At 74.8% G+C, this 18,558-nt stretch carries 19 protein-coding genes and 1 pseudogene; 9 read left to right on the forward strand and 11 right to left on the reverse strand.

The window, feature by feature from the left end; translation table 11 throughout:
* Positions 1–188: 188 nt before the first annotated feature.
* Entirely contained in the window at positions 189–806 is a 618-nt protein-coding gene (locus tag KSE_RS17255) for a YceI family protein (protein WP_014136607.1), read from the forward strand.
* A gap of 107 nt (positions 807–913) precedes the next feature.
* On the opposite strand, the gene KSE_RS17260 is transcribed toward KSE_RS17255, so the two are convergent.
* Positions 914–1,879: a LysR family transcriptional regulator gene (locus tag KSE_RS17260; RefSeq protein WP_014136608.1), complete on the reverse strand. Its 966-nt coding sequence runs from the start codon at positions 1,877–1,879 to the stop codon at positions 914–916.
* Positions 1,880–2,150: 271 nt separating this feature from the next.
* Between KSE_RS17260 and KSE_RS17265 the strand changes: the two genes are divergently transcribed.
* From KSE_RS17265 to KSE_RS46350, 5 genes and pseudogenes are all read left to right on the forward strand, one after another.
* Positions 2,151–2,594: a hypothetical protein gene (locus KSE_RS17265; RefSeq protein ID WP_148283111.1), complete on the forward strand. Its 444-nt coding sequence runs from the start codon at positions 2,151–2,153 to the stop codon at positions 2,592–2,594.
* On the forward strand, positions 2,594–3,352 hold the full coding sequence (locus KSE_RS17270) for a hypothetical protein (RefSeq protein WP_014136610.1): 759 nt from the start codon (positions 2,594–2,596) through the stop codon (positions 3,350–3,352). The genes KSE_RS17265 and KSE_RS17270 overlap by 1 nt, the downstream gene beginning before the upstream one ends.
* Before the next feature lie 13 nt (positions 3,353–3,365).
* A complete protein-coding gene (locus KSE_RS43825) occupies positions 3,366–3,668 on the forward strand; it encodes a hypothetical protein (RefSeq protein ID WP_014136611.1) in 303 nt (100 codons plus the stop codon).
* A gap of 47 nt (positions 3,669–3,715) precedes the next feature.
* Entirely contained in the window at positions 3,716–4,414 is a 699-nt protein-coding gene (locus KSE_RS17280; RefSeq protein WP_014136612.1) for a hypothetical protein, read from the forward strand.
* A gap of 233 nt (positions 4,415–4,647) precedes the next feature.
* Positions 4,648–5,508 (forward strand): annotated as a pseudogene (locus tag KSE_RS46350) (MFS transporter); the annotation flags it as partial.
* Positions 5,509–5,865: 357 nt separating this feature from the next.
* On the opposite strand, the gene KSE_RS46355 reads toward KSE_RS46350, so the two are convergent.
* Positions 5,866–6,435, reverse strand: a complete 570-nt coding sequence (locus KSE_RS46355; protein ID WP_081539867.1) for a GNAT family N-acetyltransferase — start codon at positions 6,433–6,435, stop codon at positions 5,866–5,868.
* Between the two features lie 378 nt (positions 6,436–6,813).
* Between KSE_RS46355 and KSE_RS17290 the strand changes: the two genes are divergently transcribed.
* On the forward strand, positions 6,814–7,584 hold the full coding sequence (locus tag KSE_RS17290) for a TetR/AcrR family transcriptional regulator (protein ID WP_014136614.1): 771 nt from the start codon (positions 6,814–6,816) through the stop codon (positions 7,582–7,584).
* A 62-nt stretch (positions 7,585–7,646) separates the two neighbouring features.
* Positions 7,647–8,147 (forward strand): RNA polymerase sigma factor, encoded by a 501-nt coding sequence (locus KSE_RS17295; protein ID WP_014136615.1) that lies wholly within the window; start codon positions 7,647–7,649, stop codon positions 8,145–8,147.
* Between the two features lie 86 nt (positions 8,148–8,233).
* Here the strand turns inward: KSE_RS17295 and KSE_RS17300 are convergent, their stop codons facing one another.
* The 5 genes from KSE_RS17300 to KSE_RS42850 form a co-directional block, all read right to left on the reverse strand.
* Positions 8,234–8,746, reverse strand: coding sequence for an SRPBCC family protein (locus tag KSE_RS17300; protein WP_014136616.1), 513 nt, complete (start codon positions 8,744–8,746; stop codon positions 8,234–8,236).
* Positions 8,747–8,792: 46 nt separating this feature from the next.
* Positions 8,793–9,782 carry an alpha/beta fold hydrolase gene (locus KSE_RS17305; RefSeq protein WP_081539447.1) on the reverse strand — a complete coding sequence of 330 codons (990 nt, stop codon included), beginning with the start codon at positions 9,780–9,782 and terminating at the stop codon, positions 8,793–8,795.
* A 99-nt stretch (positions 9,783–9,881) separates the two neighbouring features.
* The gene (locus tag KSE_RS17310) at positions 9,882–10,334 is read right to left on the reverse strand and encodes a hypothetical protein (RefSeq protein ID WP_014136618.1); all 453 of its coding nucleotides are present in this window, start codon (positions 10,332–10,334) and stop codon (positions 9,882–9,884) included.
* Positions 10,335–10,977: 643 nt separating this feature from the next.
* Entirely contained in the window at positions 10,978–11,307 is a 330-nt protein-coding gene (locus tag KSE_RS17315; RefSeq protein ID WP_014136619.1) for a hypothetical protein, read from the reverse strand.
* Positions 11,308–11,314: 7 nt separating this feature from the next.
* Positions 11,315–11,491, reverse strand: coding sequence for a hypothetical protein (locus tag KSE_RS42850; protein ID WP_014136620.1), 177 nt, complete (start codon positions 11,489–11,491; stop codon positions 11,315–11,317).
* A 341-nt stretch (positions 11,492–11,832) separates the two neighbouring features.
* Here KSE_RS42850 and KSE_RS17320 point away from each other — a divergent pair, with 341 nt between their 5' ends.
* Complete coding sequence (locus KSE_RS17320; RefSeq protein ID WP_014136621.1) at positions 11,833–12,804, forward strand: LuxR C-terminal-related transcriptional regulator; 972 nt, start codon at positions 11,833–11,835, stop codon at positions 12,802–12,804.
* Between the two features lie 7 nt (positions 12,805–12,811).
* Here the strand turns inward: KSE_RS17320 and KSE_RS17325 are convergent, their stop codons facing one another.
* From KSE_RS17325 to KSE_RS17340, 4 genes are all read right to left on the reverse strand, one after another.
* Entirely contained in the window at positions 12,812–14,107 is a 1,296-nt protein-coding gene (locus KSE_RS17325) for a GNAT family N-acetyltransferase (RefSeq protein WP_014136622.1), read from the reverse strand.
* 82 nt (positions 14,108–14,189) lie between these two features.
* A complete protein-coding gene (locus KSE_RS38555) occupies positions 14,190–15,500 on the reverse strand; it encodes a C40 family peptidase (protein ID WP_014136623.1) in 1,311 nt (436 codons plus the stop codon).
* Between the two features lie 289 nt (positions 15,501–15,789).
* On the reverse strand, positions 15,790–16,791 hold the full coding sequence (locus KSE_RS17335) for a hypothetical protein (RefSeq protein WP_014136624.1): 1,002 nt from the start codon (positions 16,789–16,791) through the stop codon (positions 15,790–15,792).
* 37 nt (positions 16,792–16,828) lie between these two features.
* Entirely contained in the window at positions 16,829–18,550 is a 1,722-nt protein-coding gene (locus KSE_RS17340; protein ID WP_014136625.1) for a threonine/serine exporter family protein, read from the reverse strand.
* Positions 18,551–18,558 lie beyond the last annotated feature (8 nt).

Raw genomic sequence — 18,558 nt, forward strand, 5'->3', positions numbered from 1 at the left:
CGGTGGCGGGCGGGCGGCGCTGCTTGTCCACAGGCTGGGGACAACGCTGTGCGCGGCGCCCGCCCAAGGATTTCGGACAACTTTCAACTTCATGGTTGAAAGTTGAACCAGATCGGCGTACGGTGAACCACGTGAACAAGTTGAAGCCTCAACAAACGGCTTCGACCCCCGTACCGAGGAGAGAAGCCATGGGCATCTTCAACCGCACCAAGAACACCGCCACCGCCGCCACCACCGCCCCGGCCGCCGCCGTCCAGGGCCCGGACCTGGCCCACCTGACCGGCGACTACACCATCGACGCCGCCCACTCCAAGATCGGCTTCGCGGTCCGGCACGCGATGGTCACCAACGTGCGCGGCGAGTTCGCCGAGTACGAGGGCAAGCTGCACCTGGACGGCAGCAACCCGGCCGCGTCCACCGCCGAACTGGTGATCAAGGTCGCCTCGATCAGCACCGGCCAGGCCCAGCGCGACGAGCACCTGCGCACCGGCGACTTCTTCGACGCCGCCGCGCACCCGGAGATCACCTTCAAGTCGACCTCCGCCGAGCAGGTCGACGGCGACACCTACCGCCTGCACGGCGACCTGACCATCAAGGGCACCACCCGCCCGGTCGTCCTCGACCTGGAGTTCACCGGCTCCGCCACCGACGTGTACGGCGCCAACCGGGTCGGCTTCGAGGGCGGCACCAGCGTCGACCGCACCTCCTGGGGCCTGACCTACAACGCCGCGCTGGAGACCGGCGGCGTGCTGATCGGCGAGAAGGTCAAGCTCACCCTGGACATCTCCGCCGTGCGAGCCTCCTGAACCCGCCCGCCCCGGCCGCCGCGCGGCCTCCCCGGTACCGCCCCCGCCGTCCCCCTCGGCGGGGGCGCCGCCGTCCCCCCGCACCCCCGACCGGCGGCGCCGAGCCCTCAACCGCCCAGCAGCGCCGCGTCCTCGGCCGGCAGCCAACTGCCCGGCGGGCGCCTCAACCAGCCCTCCGCCGCCGCGAGTTCGACCGCGCAGGCGCGCAGCGCCGCCAACCCCGGGTGGCCCGCCCCCGGGCGGTGCACCAGGCCGACCAGGCTGAGCGGCACCGGCTCCACCAGCGGCCGGACCACCGCCCCCGGGAACCCGTGCGCCCCGACCGCCGTCAGCACCGGGTCCCCGTGCCTGGCCAGGTACCGGGCGAACTCGGCGGCCCCCACCGGCGGGGTCCGCCCCGGCGCGACCGCCAGCCCGTGCCCGGCCAGCAGCCGCGTCCCGAGGTCGGTCCACTCCGCGGTGGCCGGCTGCCCGGCGAACACGTCCACCGGATGCCCGGCGAGCGCGGCCAGCGGCACCGCCGCCATCCCGGCCAGCGGATGCCCCGCCGGCAGGTAGACCGCCAACGGCTCCAACCGGACCGGCAGGTGGGCCAACCGCCCCCGCTCCACGGCCGGCAGCCCGGCGTACCGCCCGAACGAGGCGTCCAGCCGGTGCGCCGCCAACTCCCCTGCCGCAGCGGTCAGTCCACCGCAGTACCGCGCCAGCAGCTCCACCTCGGGCACCCGCCGCCGAGCCGCCGCCAGCACCCGCTCCGCCGCGTGCTCCGGCCCCCAGCCCTGACTGTTCAGATCCACCAGCACCGCCCGGTCACCCCCCAGCGCGGTGATCTCCGCCTGCACCTCCAACAACCGCCGCGCCTTCGGCAGCAACGCCGCCCCCGCCTCGGTCAACTCCACGCTGCGCGTACTGCGGAGCAGCAGCACACACCCCAACTCCCGCTCCAACGCCCGCACATCACGACTCACCGCCTGCTGCGCCAGATGCAACCGCCCGGCCGCCCGCCCGAAGTGCAGGCTCTCGGCGACGGCGACGAAACTGCGCAGCAGGCGGGGATGGATGTCTCGGGCCACGCCCGGCAGGCTAACAACCCCGCCGAACGGCCCCTCGGGCGCTCTCGACCGTCACACGCTGCCGCTTCGCCCCGGGTGGCCGCTCCACACCGAAGACGCGTGTCCCACTGCCCCGATGATCCGCTTGCGTTCGATTTCGCGTTTCCCTGCGGGCATCGATTCCCGAGGTTAGTCTGAAGATCCGGAATAGTCCCTGACCCCGCATCAGAACTGACCTCTTTACTTGAGGCATACCCATTCCGGATCCTTGCTTGACTACTGAATGGTGGTCATGGAACACACCGACCGCACGCACCGAAGTCGCGCCCGGACGGCCTCGGCCTGCGCACTGGCCTGCTCGGCCTTCATCGCCTGGAGGTGGATCGACGAGCATTCCGCCGAACGGCTGCCGCTCGGAACGGGCGTCGCACTCGGCGCACTGCTGACAGCCGGCCTGTTGATCGCCGGCAGCACAGTGCTGGCCCTCCGCCACACGCATCTCCGTACACGGAGAAGGCGAGCTTTCACCTCGGCGTTCATTCCCGTGGCCGCCTGGATGGAGATGTCCGGATTGCGCCTGCTGGTTGATCCGACGGACGACAGCAGCGACGGACTGGTGGGAGCAGCACTCCTGGGCATCACTGCCTGCATGTTCGTGGCCGTCAGGTGCATTTGCCGCGTCCCGGCCCCGCCGCGAACCGAACGACCGGCTGAACCGACCACAGGGGGGAACTGATGGACAGCAGGACGATCGACGAACTGAACCGCATCAGGGAGCAGGCACTGCTATTGGGGGGCGCCCTGCGCAGGGCAGCCGACGCGCTCCCCGCGCGAGAAGAGGGCGAGGACTCCAGCGGTCTGGTCCGCGTGGTGATCGACGCCGACGGAATCCCCGAGTCCATCGTGATCGGCGCCGGCTGGAAGAGCCGGATCCGCGCCGAGGATCTCGGAGCGACGGTACGGGAGGCCGCAGCGGCGGCCGGGATGCGCCGGATGGAGGCCTGGAGCAGGGAACTGGACAGGGACGACCACCGGGACGCGTACGACCGGGGGGTCGAATCCGTCCGAACCGGTCGGACCGACCACCGGGCCTCGGCACCGCAGGACGCCCCGAACGAGTCGGGCTCGACGGCCAGGCCGCTGCAGGATGTCATCGAGGACATCCTGGAACTCTCCCGGAGGGTCGGATCCGAAGAGACACCGTTGCACCGGTCCGCGAGCGTGACGGTCTTCAACTCGTCCCGCACGGTGACCGTCACCCTCACGCCCACCGCCTTCGTATCCGCGGAGATCGATCCGAGATGGGCGGACAGCCGATCCGGCTCAGAACTGTCCCGTGAGATCCAGAGCACGGTCACGGCAGCGCGGGCCAGGCTCGCCGCCGCAGCGGCGGAGCAGACCGGTCCACCCGGAGCAGGCGAGCAGTTGGAACGGCTCCTGGGCGAGTCGATGGCAGCACTGCGCGATCCGGCCCGATTCGTTCAGCACTACTAGGGAGGGCGAGCGCATGGGGGACGAGGAGAAGAAGGTCGTGCCGGGGGATCTGCGCAAGGACGCGACGATCTGGGACGGGCAGAGCACAGAACTGGCGAAGATCGCCAGAAAGGCCGAGGGAACGGACCTGAACCGCCTGGAGGCCGGGATCTTCATGCTGCTCGTGGGCCCGTACGGCCAGTTGGTGCGCCAGGTCTCGGACCGGTGCCAACAGGGCGCGGCGGCCACAGCCGAGATCGGGAACGCGCTGCGGCGGATCGCGGACAACTACGAACGGAACGAAGAGGTCACCGAGACCGAGTTCCGGAACTTCTGACGACGGGGGCCCGCATGTCTTTCAGCACTGCGCAGTACGAGGCTTTGATGGGTGATCTGACCTCAGGAACGGAGCGGCTCAACGCCAAACTGGCACAGGTTCACCCGGCAGCACGGCAGGCCACCGACCACTGGTACGTGCCCCGATGGGTGGCCGATCGCATCACCTGGCTGGCGGATCGGACGGTGGAGATCGGGAAGGGCATCCTGGACACCGTGGTCGACCTGCTCAAGGGGGTCGTCGCTCCGATCTACATGTTCGACTACGGCTTGGAGTGGAAGGACATCCGCGGCCAGGCCAAGGCCGTCAGTGATGAAATCCGCCCGGAAGTCCGACCCACCAACAGGACGTGGAAGGACGACGCGGCGGACAACTACGCGGACGCGGCCACCTTGCAGAAGGACGCGGCGGCCCGGGTCGGCGACATCGCGGACAAGATCGGCACTTCCCTCCTCTTGTGCGCCGTCGCGGCGCTGGCCTTCTACGCCACCGTGCTCGCCGTGGTCGTCAAGCTCATCGCCGCTACGGTCGCCGCCATCGCAGCCTTCGGATCGGCGGTCTTCTCCTGGGCCGGGGCCCTGATCATCCTTGAGGAAGCCGGGGTCAACACCGCTCTCCTCGCCACCGCCGGCACTGCCCTCCTCGCCGTTCTCGGTACTCAGGCGACCGAATTCGTCACCCTGGCCGGGGAGGCGTCCGACCCCACCGGCTTCCCCAACGGCCGCTGGCCGGACGCCGTCGCCTGATCGGGTACCTGGGCGGAGCGCACCGGGCGGGGATCCACAACGGGGAGCGGTGAATCCGGCGGAGCAGGTGTTGGACGCGTCCGGCCGTCCGCGCCGAGGCTGGTGGCGTCCCGCCGCCGCCCCCCTGGAGTGCCGCCTTGTCGCTGCCGCTCGCCCACTACCGTCCGGTGTTCGCCGCGCCCGGCACGCTGGCCTTCACGTTGTCCGGGCTGCTGGGGCGGCTGGCCATGGCGATGCACGGCGTCTGCGTCGTGGTGCTGGTCGCCGACCGGCGCGGGTCGTACGCGTTGGCCGGGGCGGTCTCGGCGGTCGGGGTGCTGGCGGGGGCGGTGCTGCTGCCGCCGCTGGGGCGGCTGGTCGACCGGTGGGGGCAGGCGCGGGTGGCGGTGCCCGCCGTGCTGGCGACCGCGGTGCCGACGGGGGCGCTGCTGCTGTGCGTCCGCTCCGGCGCGCCCGCGTGGACGCTCTTCCCGTGCTGGGCGCTGGCCGGGAGCGGTCCCGACCTGGGCGGCATGGCGCGGGCCCGCTGGGCGCACCTGCACCGGGCGGATCCGGCGGTGCTGCACCGGGCCAACGCGCTGGAGCAGGCGCTGGACGAGCTGTGCTTCATGGCCGGGCCGGTGCTCGGCATGGTCCTGTGCACCACCGTCGCCCCCGAGGCCGGGCTGCTCGCCGCCTGGGGGCTGGGCACCGTCGGCACCCTGCTGTTCGCCGCCCAGCGCGCCACCGAACCACCGGTCGGGCCCCACCGCCCCTCCCCCGCCCGGGGGTTGCCGCGGACGCCCGGACTGCCCGCGCTGCTCGCCGTGTTCCTCGCCGCCGGGGTGCTGTTCGGCGCCCTGGAGGTGACCACCCTCGCGTACGCCGACGCGCTCGGCCGGCAGGCGGCCGGCGGCGGGCTGCTGGCCCTGGTCGCGGCCGGGTCCTGCGTCTCGGGGCTGGCGTTCGGCGCCGTCCGGCCGCGCCGCCCGGCGGCGGTGCGGCTCGCGCTCGGCGCGGGCGCGATGGCCGCGCTGATGCTGCTGCCGCTGGCGGCGGGCCTGGCCGGGGCGGGCCTGCCGGTCCTGGGCGCGGCGCTGCTGGCGGCCGGTTCGGGCACCGCGCCGACCATGGTCAGCGGCATGACGCTGGCCCAACGCCTGCTGCCCGCGCACCGGTTGACCGAGGGCATGGCGCTGGTGGTCTCCGCGATCCTGGTCGGCATCTCCACCGGCGCGACCCTCGGTGGCGCCCTCGCCCAGCACACCGCCCCCGGCACCGGCTACCTCCTGCCGGCCGGCGCCGCCGTGCTCGCCCTGACGGCCGCCTTTTCCCTTGCCAGAAAGCAGAGTTGGCGATTCTTCATGGCAGGCCGCATGCGCGCCCCGGCGGCTTCGGTCCACCAGGGAAGCGCGCCAGGGTGCCACCGGGAGTCGCCACGCCCCTCGCGCGGAAAGAGAACTGACGGATCGTCAGTTCCAGCCGTACGCGTACTCCGGCAGCTCCGTCCCGTCCGGGAAGCGCGCCGTGCCGCCGCCGAGGCGCCGGGCGCCGTGCCGTTCGTAGAACGCGACCGCCCGCCGGTTGGCGGCCAGCACCTCCAGCCGGACGGGCGTCCCGGCGGCGCGGTCCAGGGCGGCGCGGAGCAGCAGGCCGCCGATCCCGCCGCCGGTGCGGCCGGGGCGGACGTGCAGGTGCTCCAGCCGGACGAGGCCGCCGTCCGGCACCAGGTAGGCGAAGCCCAGCAGGCCGCCGGCCGGGCTCCCGGCGCGCCCGGCGTCCTCGGCCAGCAGCAGGACGGGCGTGTCGGCGGGCGTCCCGTAGTCGGCGTCCAGCCGCAGTGTCCAGAGCAGTTCCTGTTCGGCGCCTTCGGCGGCCAGCACCGGGGCGGGCACCAGCCCGGCGTACGCGGTGCGGCGGCTCGCGACGTACAGCGCGGCGACGGCCGCCGCGTCCGCGACGCCGCCCTCGCGCAGCACCGGCGGGACGGACGGGACGGACGGGACCGGCGGTACGGGCGGTTGGCTCTCGGCGGCGGGCATCCGGCCAGCCTTCCACACCTTTCCGCGGCTTTCCGCGACCTTTGCCCGCCGTGGAGTTGAGCGTGCCCGAACCGGTGCCCTAGAGTCGCTCCCGCAGGATTTTGAACGCGTTCGAAACCCTGCCCCGGCCGCTGGAGGGGAGCGGTCCGCCGTGCCCGACACGCCGGACCGGCAGGCGGCCGGACCGGTGGACCGACCCGGTGCCGGGGGGCACCGGGACCGCGGGCGGACTTCCGATTCGCCCTCCCGGTCCGGAGTTGTCCGGGTCCGGGCTAGGCTCGGGCCCGTAGGCGACCGCGACAGAAGCGAATCAGGCGGGGCGAGGTGGCAGAGAACGGCCGGCAGCGGAGTCAGCGGGGCCCGGTAGGGTCGGGCGGCGTGGAGAACGCGAGTGACAAGGGCGAGCCGGGCGCCGCCCTGCCCGCGTCCGGTGAGCTGGCGGGCGGGCGGGCCCAGCCGAAGACCGACAAGAGCGAGGCCACCCGCGCGCTGATCCTGGAGACCGCGATGCGGCTGTTCCAGGAGCGCGGCTACGAGAAGACCACCATGCGCGCGATCGCCACCGAGGCGGGCGTCTCGGTCGGCAGCGCGTACTACTACTTCTCGGCGAAGGAGTTCCTGATCCAGGGCTTCTACGACCTGATGACCCACGAGCACGCCGACGACGCCAAGTCCCGGATGGCGCACACCCGGGACTTCGGCGACCGGCTGCAGATCGCCCTCGAATCCTGGCTCGACACCGCCGCGCCGTACCACGAGTTCGCCGCCCAGTTCTTCCGCACCGCCGCCGACCCGACCAGCTCGCTCAGCCCGTTCTCCAACGAGTCGCACCCGGCCCGGGCCACCGCCGTCGACCTCTTCCGCGAGGTGCTGGAGGGCTCCGAACTGGCCCCCAAGCTGGACGCCGAACTGGTCGACCTGCTGCCCGACGTGCTCTGGCTGCACCTGATGATCGTCGTCCTCTACTGGGTCTTCGACCGCACCCCGGACACCGAACGCACCCGCGAGTTCGTCCGCCGCTCCACCCCCCTGGTCGCCCGCCTGATCAACCTCTCCCGCTACCGGGTCTTCCGCCCGCTGGTCCGCGACGCCAAGGGCCTGATCCAGGACTTCGTGCTGCCCACCATCGGCAAGTCCGTCGTCAAGTAGCCTGCCCGGCAGGCCCCTTGCCCCGGCGTGAGGGTCGGGCCCGAACGGGGGGACCGATCCGGATGGCCGACGAGGAGACAGCCCGGCTGGTCGAGGCCGCCCAGCGCGGCGACGCCTTCGCGATGGACGAGCTGATCACCGTCCTCACCCCGTACGTCGGACGGATCTGCGCCCCGATCGCCCTCGACCAGGCCACGGACGCCGTGCAGGAGGCCCTGATCGCGGTCTTCCGCGGCCTGCCGGGACTGCGCGCGCCGGAGGCGCTGTACGGCTGGGTGCGGGTCGTCGCCGTCCGCGAGGCGGTCCGGGTCGCCCAGCGGCACCGGCCCGAGGTCGCCGTCCCCGACCTGGGCGAACTCCCCTCGGACGAGGACCCCGAGCTCTCCGGCGACGTCGCCGACGTGCTGCGCCGACTCGGGCCGCGGCAGCGCGCCGTCCTGGTCCTCCGCCACCTGGAGGGCCTGGACGAACAGCAGGTGGCCCGCCTGCTGGACGTGCCGGTCGGCACCGTGCGCTCCCGACTCTTCCGGGCCCGGGAGTCCTTCCGCCGCGCCTGGGGCTAGCGCGCCCGCGCCCGGCGCCCGTACGCGCCCGAGCCCGGTGCCGCCCGCCCGTCCGCCCTCTCTCCCGCCCTCCCGCCCGCCCGGGGTCAGGCCCCGCGCGCCTCGATCCGCCGCCGCAGCCGCTCGAACAGCGCCTCGCCGCGCGCCCCCGCGCCCGGCCGGCGCAGCGCGCCGAGCACGCCGCCGCCGAGCCTGCCGCCACCGGGCAGCCGGTAGCCGGTGAGGTAGCCGAACCGCGTCCCGCCGTCCTCCGGTTCGGCGGCCATCGCGCCCAGCAGGATCCGGCTGCGCATCAGGCACCAGCCCGGCCGGAGCAGCACCTCGAAGGTCTCCCGGTGGCCGAGCCGGCTGACCGCGACGGCCCGGAAGCGCTCCCCGTCCGGCACCGCCGCCTCGGGGGTGAAGGAGCGGACGCCGGGCAGCAGGTGCGGGAGTTCGTGCTCCAGGTCGGCGGCGACCTCCCACACCAGCTCCGGCGGGGCGTCGAACCGGCGGGTGGCGCAGAACGCGCCGTCCGTCGCGCCGGCGATCACCCGCAGCCGGCCCAGTGCGCCGAGCTCGGCCACCGGCCAGCCGGCGGCCCCGTTCGGCTCGGGCATGGCCGCACCTCCTGGCTGCTCGGTGACCGCGACGGACGCCCACAGGTTAGCCGCTGTGCGTCCGGCCGCCCCGGGTCCCACCGCCACCGGCCCGGCCACCACCGGCCCGACCGTCCTGGGTCCCACCACCACCGGCCCGGCCGGCGAACAGCGCGCGGGCCCGGGCGGCGACCAGTTCCGGGCGTTCGGCGGGCAGTTGGTGCCCGGTGTCCGGGACGGTCTCGACCCGCAGGTCGTCGCAGAACTCGGCGCCGCCGGACAGCAGTCGGGGCGGGATCACCGGGTCGCGCCCGCCGGCCAGGACGAGCGTGGGCGTGGGCAGCCGCAGCGCGTGGAACTCCTTGCGGCGCAGCGCGCCGAGGTCGTCCGCCACGAAGGCGCGGTGCACCGACTCGCCCGCCAGCGCGGCCAGCGGCTCCCGGGCGGCCCCGGCGTACTCGGCCAGTTCCGCCGGGTCGAGCGCGGAGCGGTCCACCAGGCCGCGGCGCAGCAGGTGGCGGGTGAAGGCCGGCCAGTGGCGCAGCACGGTACGGCCGACCGGCGGCCACTCCAGGGCGAGGGTGTACCAGAAGCGCCAGGCGCAGGCGAGCGTGTCGCGGCGCTCCGGCCAGAGGTGGACCATGTTCAGCGCGAGGTGCGCGTCGAACCGCTCGGGCCACCGGGCGCAGGCCAGGAAACCGGCCCAGGCACCCCAGTCGTGGGCCAGCAGCGCGGCCGACTCCAGCTCCAGCGCATCGAGGAAGCCGACCAGGTCCGCCGCCCGGGCGGCCGTCGACCAGCGGTCGGGCGCGCCCTCGGACCAGCCGAAGCCGGGCAGGTCGAGGCAGAGCAGCCGGAAGTCGCCGGCCAGCAGCGGCACCACCCGCCGCCACGCGTACCAGTGCTGCGGGAAGCCGTGCACCAGCAGCACCGGCGGGGCGTCGGCGGGCCCGGCATCGGCGTAGTGCAGGCGCAGCCCGCCCACCTCGGCCACCTGGTGCCGCACGCCCGCGAGTGCGGGCATCGGCCGCCGCGAGGCCGTCAGTCGACGCGTCATCGTTTCCTCCCCGGTCCGGTCCGGCGGGCAGTGCGCCCACCGCCAGGAAGAGAGGAGCCCTCCGCCCGCCGCACTCCCTCCGGGCCGGCGTGACCTCCGTCACGCCCGCCCGCGCACCAGCCTGGCCCCGGCCCGGACCGGAACGGCCGGGCCGTGCACCACCGGCAGCCGGGGCATGATCGTGCGCCGCAGCGCGTGCGCGGACAGCGGCCGGTGGAACCGGGAGCAGGCCGGCAGCGTGTGCGGCGCCCCGGCCGACACCGGCCGGACGGGCTGCACCGGCCGCACGGGCTGCACCGGCCGGGCGGCCGCGGGCCGGGGCGGCGGCCCCCACACCGGCACCGGCCGGACCGGCGCGGGCCGGGCCACCACCGGGCGGACGGGCACGGAGGCGAGGGTCGGCACCGGCACCGGCGGGGTGCGGGCGTCGCCCGCCCGGTGCCGGCCGGTCGGCGGCTCGGCCGAGGCGGCGAGCAGCCGGGCGATCGCGGCCACCAGCAGGAGCGCGACCAGGGCGACCAGGGCGGTCGCCCCGAGAGCGGAGTGGGACATGGCGGGGCCTTCCGGGGGGAGCTTCGGCCGCGGCCCCGGGCACGCACCGCGGCCGCAGCCGCCGGGGCGCCCCTCCGGGGCGTCTCTTCCGGCCCGAACGCCCCGAACGCTAGGCAGCGGCCGGACGGCTGTCGACCCGTCGGATTCGAACAGGAGCGGCCGGATCGGACTCGCGTTCACCCCTCCGGGTGGCCGCCCGCGATCGGCTTCCGCCAGCTCACCGCCGGTCCGCCAGGGCCGCGCCCGCCGCGCGCCGACCCCGCGCCACCGCACGTGCGTTCGGCACTCGTGGGGGTGGTCATCCGAGACGCGCGTTGACGTCGCCGCGGACTCCCCAGGCGCTGTCGTCGTCGCCCCGGACCGCCCGGCGGCGGCCCGGGCGCCCGGCTGTGCCGCCCCCCTCGACCGGGACGACTTGGCGGACGGTGGAAAGCGGGGCGCGCGGAGGCATGGCGGTACTCCAGTGGGGCGTGGTGTCGGGTGGTGGCCGCGTCGGCGGCGGGCCGGCCGGGGCCGGCGGTGAGCCGGTGGGGGCCGGCGGCTCCGCTGGGGGTGCGCTCGGGGCTGCCGCCCGGTGGCACCGCGGAGGAGGAAGAGGAGGAGGCAGGAGTGGCGCGAGGGAACGAGGTGGAGCGGGGGCCGGTCAGCGCTCGGCGCGGTCCGTCACGGCCAGCGGCTCCAGCGGGAGGTACCGGCGGTGGAAGCGGGGCGAGGCCCGGTGGGCGTCGGTGATCAGCCGGTGGGCGGCGGCGGTCGCGGTGGTGGTCGCGGCGGCCGGTGCCGGGGTGGTGCGGGTCAGGTAGTAGAGGAGGAAGTCGATCCGGTCGACGGAGGCTTGTGCGGTGATGTGCTGGAGTCCGCCACCACGGTCGGCGTGGGCCCAGAGCACGTCCACGGCTTCGGCTTCCTCGACCGCCGGTTCGGTGTCCGGGGGAGGTAAGCGGCGCGCGAGGCCGACGTGCACGATGTCCATCGGTGGATCAGCCGCCCCAGGTGACGGTGCCGTTGGCGCTGACACCGGGGGCCGGGGTGGTGGCGGCCGAGGTCGGGGTGGCGCCGGGGACGGTGTCGGCGGAGGCGGCGGCGGGGGCGACCAGGAAGGCGGCGAGGGCGAGGGCGGAGACCGCGGCGGCCTTGACGAGGCTGGTGGTGTTCATGGTGGTGGTCCTTCCGGTGGCTGTGACGAGCGGGAGGTCGTTCCCGGTCTGGCGCCCCGCGGTTGGCGCTTCGTCCGGTTGCCGTTCGGGCTGTTTCCCTGCCGGCGATGAATAGCTTCGCCGTTCGCCGAGTGGGGCGGAAGGAGTTCCGGATGGCGCCAATCGGCCTGTCCGGATCCAGACATGCTGTCATGCATCCGTCAATCAAATCAGCCGAATCGAACTGGCTGTCCGATATCGACGGGGACGGGCGAAAGATGATCTTGCGCTCACGGCGGGTTGCTGTTTGGATGCGACCGGCTACCTGCCCGGAGGCGGGTTCACATCCTTGGGGGGATGCAGTGCTGGAGGTTCTTGGCCTGACGGCCCAGGCGACCGAGGTCTACCAGGCGATGCTCGACCATCCGGCACACGGAGTGGACGAGCTCTCCGCGCACTGCGGACTGTCCCCCGCCGAAGTCCACTCCGCGCTCGACGAGTTGGGCCGACGCGCCCTCGTCCGGGCCTCCGCCGATCGGCCGGGCCAGGTCCGCGCGGTCAGCCCGGAGATCGGCCTGGCCGACATGCTCGCCGAGCAGGAGGCCGAACTCGCGGCCCGGCAGGCGCAGCTGGCCGCCTCCAAGGCCGCCGTCACCCGGCTGGTCGCGGACCGGGCCGAGCACCGGGCCTCGCACGGCGAGCGCCTGCTCGGCATGGACGCCATCGTCGGCCGGCTGGAGCGGATGGCACGGGAGACGACCATCGAGGCGCTCGGCTGCCAGCCCGGCGTCCAGCGGCCCGAGGACCTCGCGGTCGGCAAGGTCACCGACGCCGAGATCCTCGGCCGCGGGGTCTCCATCCGCAGCCTCTTCCAGGACTCCACCCGCAACCAGCCCCACGTCTTCACCTACGCGCACTGGCTGCTGAGCAACGGCGGCGAGGTCCGCACCGCCGCCACCCTCCCCTCCCGCATGGTGATCGTCGACCGCCGGCAGGCCCTCGTCCCGATCGACCCGGACGACAACCGCAAGGGCGCGCTGCACGTCACCGAGCCGGGCATCCTGGCCGCCCTGCTCGACCTCTTCGAGCAGGCCTGGAACACCGCCGTCCCGCTCGGCACCACCGCCCCCGGCGACCCCGCCACCGGCCTCAGCAACACCGAGCGCGAGCTGCTCCGGCTGCTCGGCGGCGGCCTGACCGACGACGCCGCCGGGCAGCGGCTGGGCATCTCCTCCCGCACCGTCGGCCGGCACATGGCGTCGATCATGGAGCGGCTGAACGCCGCCAGCCGCTTCGAGGCCGGCATCAAGGCCGCCCAGCGCGGCTGGATCTAGCAGCGCGTCAGAAGCTGTCCTGGTTCCAGGGCGCGCGGGCGGTGCGCAGCAGGGTGTCGGCCCGGACGGCCGCGCCCGGAGTGAGTTCGGTGAGCAGGCCCGCGTCGGCGAGGGCCGCCGCGCTGCCGCCGCCCAGGTAGAGGGTGGCCAGCCGGGCGGTGTCGAGCGCCAGGTCGGCCGGCTCCTCGGTGCGGACGATCCGGCCGGTACCGTCGGCGGCGGCCTGCAGTGCCCAGCGCCCGGCCGTCCAGCCCTCGCGGTCGGTGACGTCCAGCACCAGGCGGCCGGGGGCCTCGTAGCGGCGGGCGTCGAACGCGGCGGGCAGGTCGAGCAGTCGCAGCCAGGTGAAGTCGGCGGCCTCCTCGTGCGACCGGGCGCCGCGCGGGTCGTTGAGCAGCAGCGGCAGCGGGTCGCCGGGGCCGAGGTTGGCGGCGACCACGTGGCGCACCCAGTCGACGGAGAAGACGAACCTCCAGAGCGCGTTGGCGGTCTTCCGGTCGAGCGCGACGAAGTCCCGGACGGTCAGCGGGCAGTCGGGGTAGGCGCCGTCCCACTTGTCGTCGACGGTGTAGTCGATCATGCCGGTGAGGGTGCCGTCGGCGGTGCGGTGGAAGGCGGTGAAGCCCTGCTTCCGGTCGAAGCCGGGCAGGTCGATCTCGCCCGCCCGCAGTCGCCACCAGGCGTCGAACCGGCCGATCGCGCCGGGCTGGGTGGGCCGCCAGCGCTCGTGCAGCCCGGGGCCGAGCTCGCGGAACTCGGCCGGGGTGGCGAAGTCGATCCGGTGGCCCTCGTGCACCGGCAGCCCGGCCCGGATGCCGCCGGAACGCAGCACGTCGACCCGCAGGCCGGCCAGTGGGGCCGCCGAGCCGAAGCCGAACCGGCCGTAGATGTTGTACTCGGCGGCGATCAGGATCGCGGCGGCCGAGCCGCGCTCGCGGGCGGCGGCCAGGTCGTGCCGCATCATGCCGCTGAGCAGGCCGCGCCGGCGGTGGGTGGAGTTGACCGTGACGGCGGTGACCGCGTCCACCGGCAGCAGCGCGCCGCCGGGCACCGTCAGGCCGGTGTCGAAGCTGCGGAACGTCGCCACGCAGCGCGGCCGGCCGTCCGCCCCCGGCGCCTCGTGGTCGAAGGCCCCCAGCATCCGCCCCGGCTCGAACAGCGCCTCCCGCCACTCCCGCGCCGGGGCGACGTGCGGCCGCATGAACCCGAGCGCGATCGCCCGGTCCCAGTCGGCCAGCTCATCCCGGGTGATCGCCCGGATCTCGACGCCCCGCCCGGGGCCCTGCTGCACGTCGTCGCCCATCGGGCCACCGTACGACGCCCCTCCCGGCCCGGCATCCGGTTTTTCCGCAGGCCCGGCCGGGCGCCGTCGCGGCGGTACGGGGTCAGGGGCGGGCGTAGAAGTCCGGGCGGCCCATGATCCAGAGGCTGGCCTGCTTGATCGCGGTGCCGGGGCGGGGGGCCTCGATCATCTGGTCGTCGCCGAGGTAGATCGCGACGTGGTGGATGTCCGCGGCGCGGCCGGTCTTCGTCCAGAACACCAGGTCGCCGGGGCGGAGTTGGGCGTAGCTGACCGGGGTGGACTCGGCGTACTGGTCGGCCGCGAAGTGGGTCAGGTTCTTGCCGCCGAGGCGCCAGGCCATCATGGTCAGGCCCGAGCAGTCGTAGCCCTGCGGGCCCTCGCCGCCCCAGATGTAGGGCAGGCCGATCACCGAGCGGGCGAAGGCGAGCGCGGCCGCGGAGCCGCCCGCCGACCAGGCGCTCTCGCGCTGCTGCGGGGCCGCGTGGTGCCGGGCGGCCTCCTCGGCGGCGGCCGCCGCCGCTGCCGCTGCCGCCTCGGCCTCGGCCCGGCGGGCGGCCTCCTCGGCCTCCCGGGCGGCGATCGCGTCGAGGGCCTGCTGGCGCTGGCGTTCGAGTTCGACGGTGGTGTCGCGGGCGGCGGCGAGCTCGGCGAGCAGCGCCTCCTGGCGGCGGGCGGTCTCGGCGACCCGGGTCTGCTGGTCGGCGACCCGGCGCTGGGCCTGCTCCTTGGCGGTGCGGACGGTCCCGGCGGCGGTGCGGGCGGCCTCCTCGGCGCTGCGGGCGGCGTCGGCGGCCTCGGCGGCGGCCTTCGCGGTGGCGGTGGCGTCGTCGAGGATCTGCCGGGTCCGGGCGCCGGCGGTGCCGATGGCGGCGGCCTGGGCGGACAGCGGGGCGGTGCCGCGGGCGCCCAGCAGGGCGTTGACGGCCGAGAGCTGCGGCGAGGCGCCCTGCCGGTAGATCTCGCCGAGCAGTCCGGCGGCCCGGTCGGCGGCCTCGGCGTGGGCGGCCTCGGCGGCGGCCGAGCGTCCGGCGGCGGCCTCGGCGGCGGCCCGGGCCCGGGCGAGGTGGACGAGCGCGCCGTTGTACGCCTCGACGGCCTGCTCGGCGGCCTGCCCGGCCCGGTCCAGCTCGGCCCGGTCGGCGGCCAGCCGGGCCTGCGCGGCGGCGGCGTCGGCGGCCTTGGCGTCCGCGTCGGCCCGGGCGCGGGAGACGTCGTCGGCGGACGGGTAGTCCGGCGGCGGGTCGTCGGCCGGCCGGAGCGCGGCACCCGGCGCGGGGCCCAGCGCGGGCGCTGCGGCGGGGGCGGCCGGCGCGGCGGGGGCGTTCGCGGCGGGCAGCAGGGCGAGCAGGGCGGCGGTGGAGAGGAGGAGGGCGGGGAGGAGCCTGCGCGGCATGACGGATCCTCTCTCGGCGGGTGGCACAGGAGTTGTGACGATCAACCGGTCATCGCATGACGTGATCATCCGGTCACGCACCGCAAGATTGTCAGACCTGACAGCGGCTCGGCGCCATCGCCATGCGGCCGGGCGAGTGAGATGTCGGATTGTCTGAGCGGGCATATGCGCCGGGCGGATCGAACGTCCACGAACCCTACCGGCCCGCGACCGCGCCGAGCCGGATTTCAACAGCCCTTCAACAGCCCTTTCCACACCCCCTCGACACCGGCGACACCGGCGGCACCGCTCAGCGCACCCGCCCCGACGGCCGCCCCGCCCCGGTCGCGGTGGTCCGCGGCCGCCCGGCCCGGACGGTGCGGCGGCGGCGCTGCGCCCGGGCCCGCCGGGCCGGGTCGCCCCGGCCGTCGCCGCTGCCGCCCGGCCCGCCGCCGGTGCCCGTCCCGGCCGCGGCCGTGCCGAGGCCGCGCCGGTGCGGGCGGGGGCGGTGGGCGAGGGCCCGGGCGGCCATCCGCTCGGCCACCGCCTGGGCCTTCGGGTGTCCGGCGGGGACCTTGTCCGGCGCGCCCGCGATCAGGTCGAACAGCCAGGTGCGGGCCCGGTCCGTCCGCGCGTGCAGCCGCCGTTCGCGCCGGATCGCGCGCGCCATGCGCCGGGGGCGTCCGGTGTAGCGCCAGCGCGCCCAGGGGCTGGAGGGGCGGGCCAGCCGGATCGCGCCGATCCAGGACAGGCCGGGCACCATGATGCCGAGCAGGCCGGTCCAGACCTTGCCCTTGAGCAGGGCGATCAGGCAGACCAGCGCGTTGACGCCGATCACCGCGACCAGCCCCCAGCGGGTGTCCTGGCCGGGCACCACGCCGAGCGGCACGTAGCCGGTGAGCAGCAGCGCGGTGAGCAGGATGCCGAGGATCACCGCGTCCACCGACTTGCGGCCCTGCTCGCTCCAGTAGACGTCGTCCAGGTGCAGGATCAGCGCGAACTCGTCCAGCACCAGCCCGCAGCCGATGCCGAAGGAGAGGCCGAACCAGTCGATCCAGGGGTGGCCGCCGTCGGTGGCGAAGGTGCCGATGCCGCCGAGCAGCAGGAAGCCCAGGCCGAACACCATGTGGTGGATGTGCAGCCCGCCGGGGGTGATGTTGCCCGGCCACCAGCGGACCTGGGCGCGGATCATCCGGGTGCTGAACCGGATGAACGCGAACGAGGTGATGAACCCGACCAGCAGCAGGAACAGCGGCTGCTTGTGGGCGTCCACGATGTGGTGGCGGTATCCGTCCAGCAGTGCGCTGATCATCCGGTGGTGCCTCGATCCGACGGTCCGACGGGGTGGCTCAGAAGCCGCGGGTGCGCTTCGCCGCCCGGCGCGGGATCAGCACGTGCGGGGTGTCGCGGTCGCTGGCGCCGGGGTTCTTCAGGAACAGCCGGGCCACCTCGCCGCCGAGGTTGACGCCGATCGCCAGCGCCAGCGCCAGCGCGACCGCCCGGGAGGCGGAGACCAGGCCCGTCCCGGCGTGGCCCTGGGCGAACGCCAGCATGCCCAGGTAGAGCGCCGAACCGGGCATCAGCGGCCCCATCGCGGCGGTCACGTACGGCAGCGCGGAGGCCGCCCGGTAGCGGGCCAGCAGCTGGCCGAACAGGCCGACCAGGCCGGCCGCGACGCCGGTCGCGACGATCGCCGAGACGCCCGCGTTGCGGGTCAGCACGCCGTACGTGGACCAGCCGATCGCGGCGTTTATCACCACCATCGGCAGCGAGCGCCGGTCGGTCTGCAGCAGCATCGCGAACGCCAGTGCCAGCACCATCGCGGCGACCAGCTGGACCGGCGGGTTCTCGGTGCCGCCCAGGCTCTCGTCGGGCCGCAGCCGGGCGTTGTAGTTGACGCCGACGTACAGCACCAGCATCACGCCGATGACGATGCCCGCGATCAGGTACACCACCTCCAGCAGCCGGGCGGCGGCGGTGATGTAGAAGCCGGTCAGGCCGTCCTGGACGGCGGCGACCATGGCCCGGCCGGGCAGCAGCGCGAACAGCCCACCGGTGATCACCACCGAGCCGCGCAGGTGCAGTTCGTTGAAGGAGAGCAGGATGCCGCAGAGCGCGGCGGGCATCGCCGCGATCACGAACTGGTAGAACTCCGGCAGCCCGCGCCGGGCGATCGAGGAGGCCAGCCGGTCGCCGACCACGGCGGTGGTGAACGCGGAGACGAACACCAGCCAGGCCGTGGAGTCGACCCGCCCGCCGACCAGGAAGGACGCCGCGCCGGCCAGCAGCCCGGTGGCCGCCGACATCAGCCAGGCCGGGTACGGGTGCCGGTTGCGGCGGATCTCGGCGAGCCGCCGGTACGCGTCGTTGACGGTGATCCGCTCGGCGGTGATGTCGGCGACCAGCTCGTACACGGCGGCCAGCCGGGTGTAGTCGGAGGTGCGGCGGCGCACCACCCGGTCCGCGGTGACCGGCGGGTCGATCAGCGAGGGCTGGTGCGAGATCGAGATCAGCGTGAAGGTGACCTGCGGTTCGCAGTGGTCGAGCCGGTACGCGTGGGTGATGCCGAGCATCGCGGCCTCGACGTCCTCGGCGGCCTCGCCGCTGGCCAGCAGCAGTTCGCCGATCCGCAGCGACAGGTCGAGGACCCGCGGCACGTTGCGCTGGGTCTGCGCGCCGGCCGCGGGGTGCAGCTCGCGCGCGGTCCGCTCGAACGCCGGGCGCTCGGCCATCGGCGTCCGCAGCAGGGTGCGCATCCGGTCCGGCCAGGGGGCGTCGCCGGGGGCGCCCTTGTGCAGCTCGGCCAGGTCGATGCCGTGGGGCGGGGTGTAGCCGGCCGCGTTCCACTCCTCCGGCGTCAGGGTGTCCTGGGCCAGCGGGTTGCGGCGGACCCGGACCGACTCGGCGGCCTCCGGCACCGGCTGGTGCCCGAGCAGGCCCTCGGTCTGCACCGGCTCCGGCGCGTGCGGCACGGTGACGGTCCGTTCGATCGGCGGCGCGTCCGGCCCGAGCAGCCCCTCGGTGGGCGGCGCCTCCTGCGCCGGTACGCCCTCCGGCTCTCGATCGGACACGCGCCGCC

The organism is Kitasatospora setae KM-6054, from assembly GCF_000269985.1.
Taxonomy (GTDB): domain Bacteria; phylum Actinomycetota; class Actinomycetes; order Streptomycetales; family Streptomycetaceae; genus Kitasatospora; species Kitasatospora setae.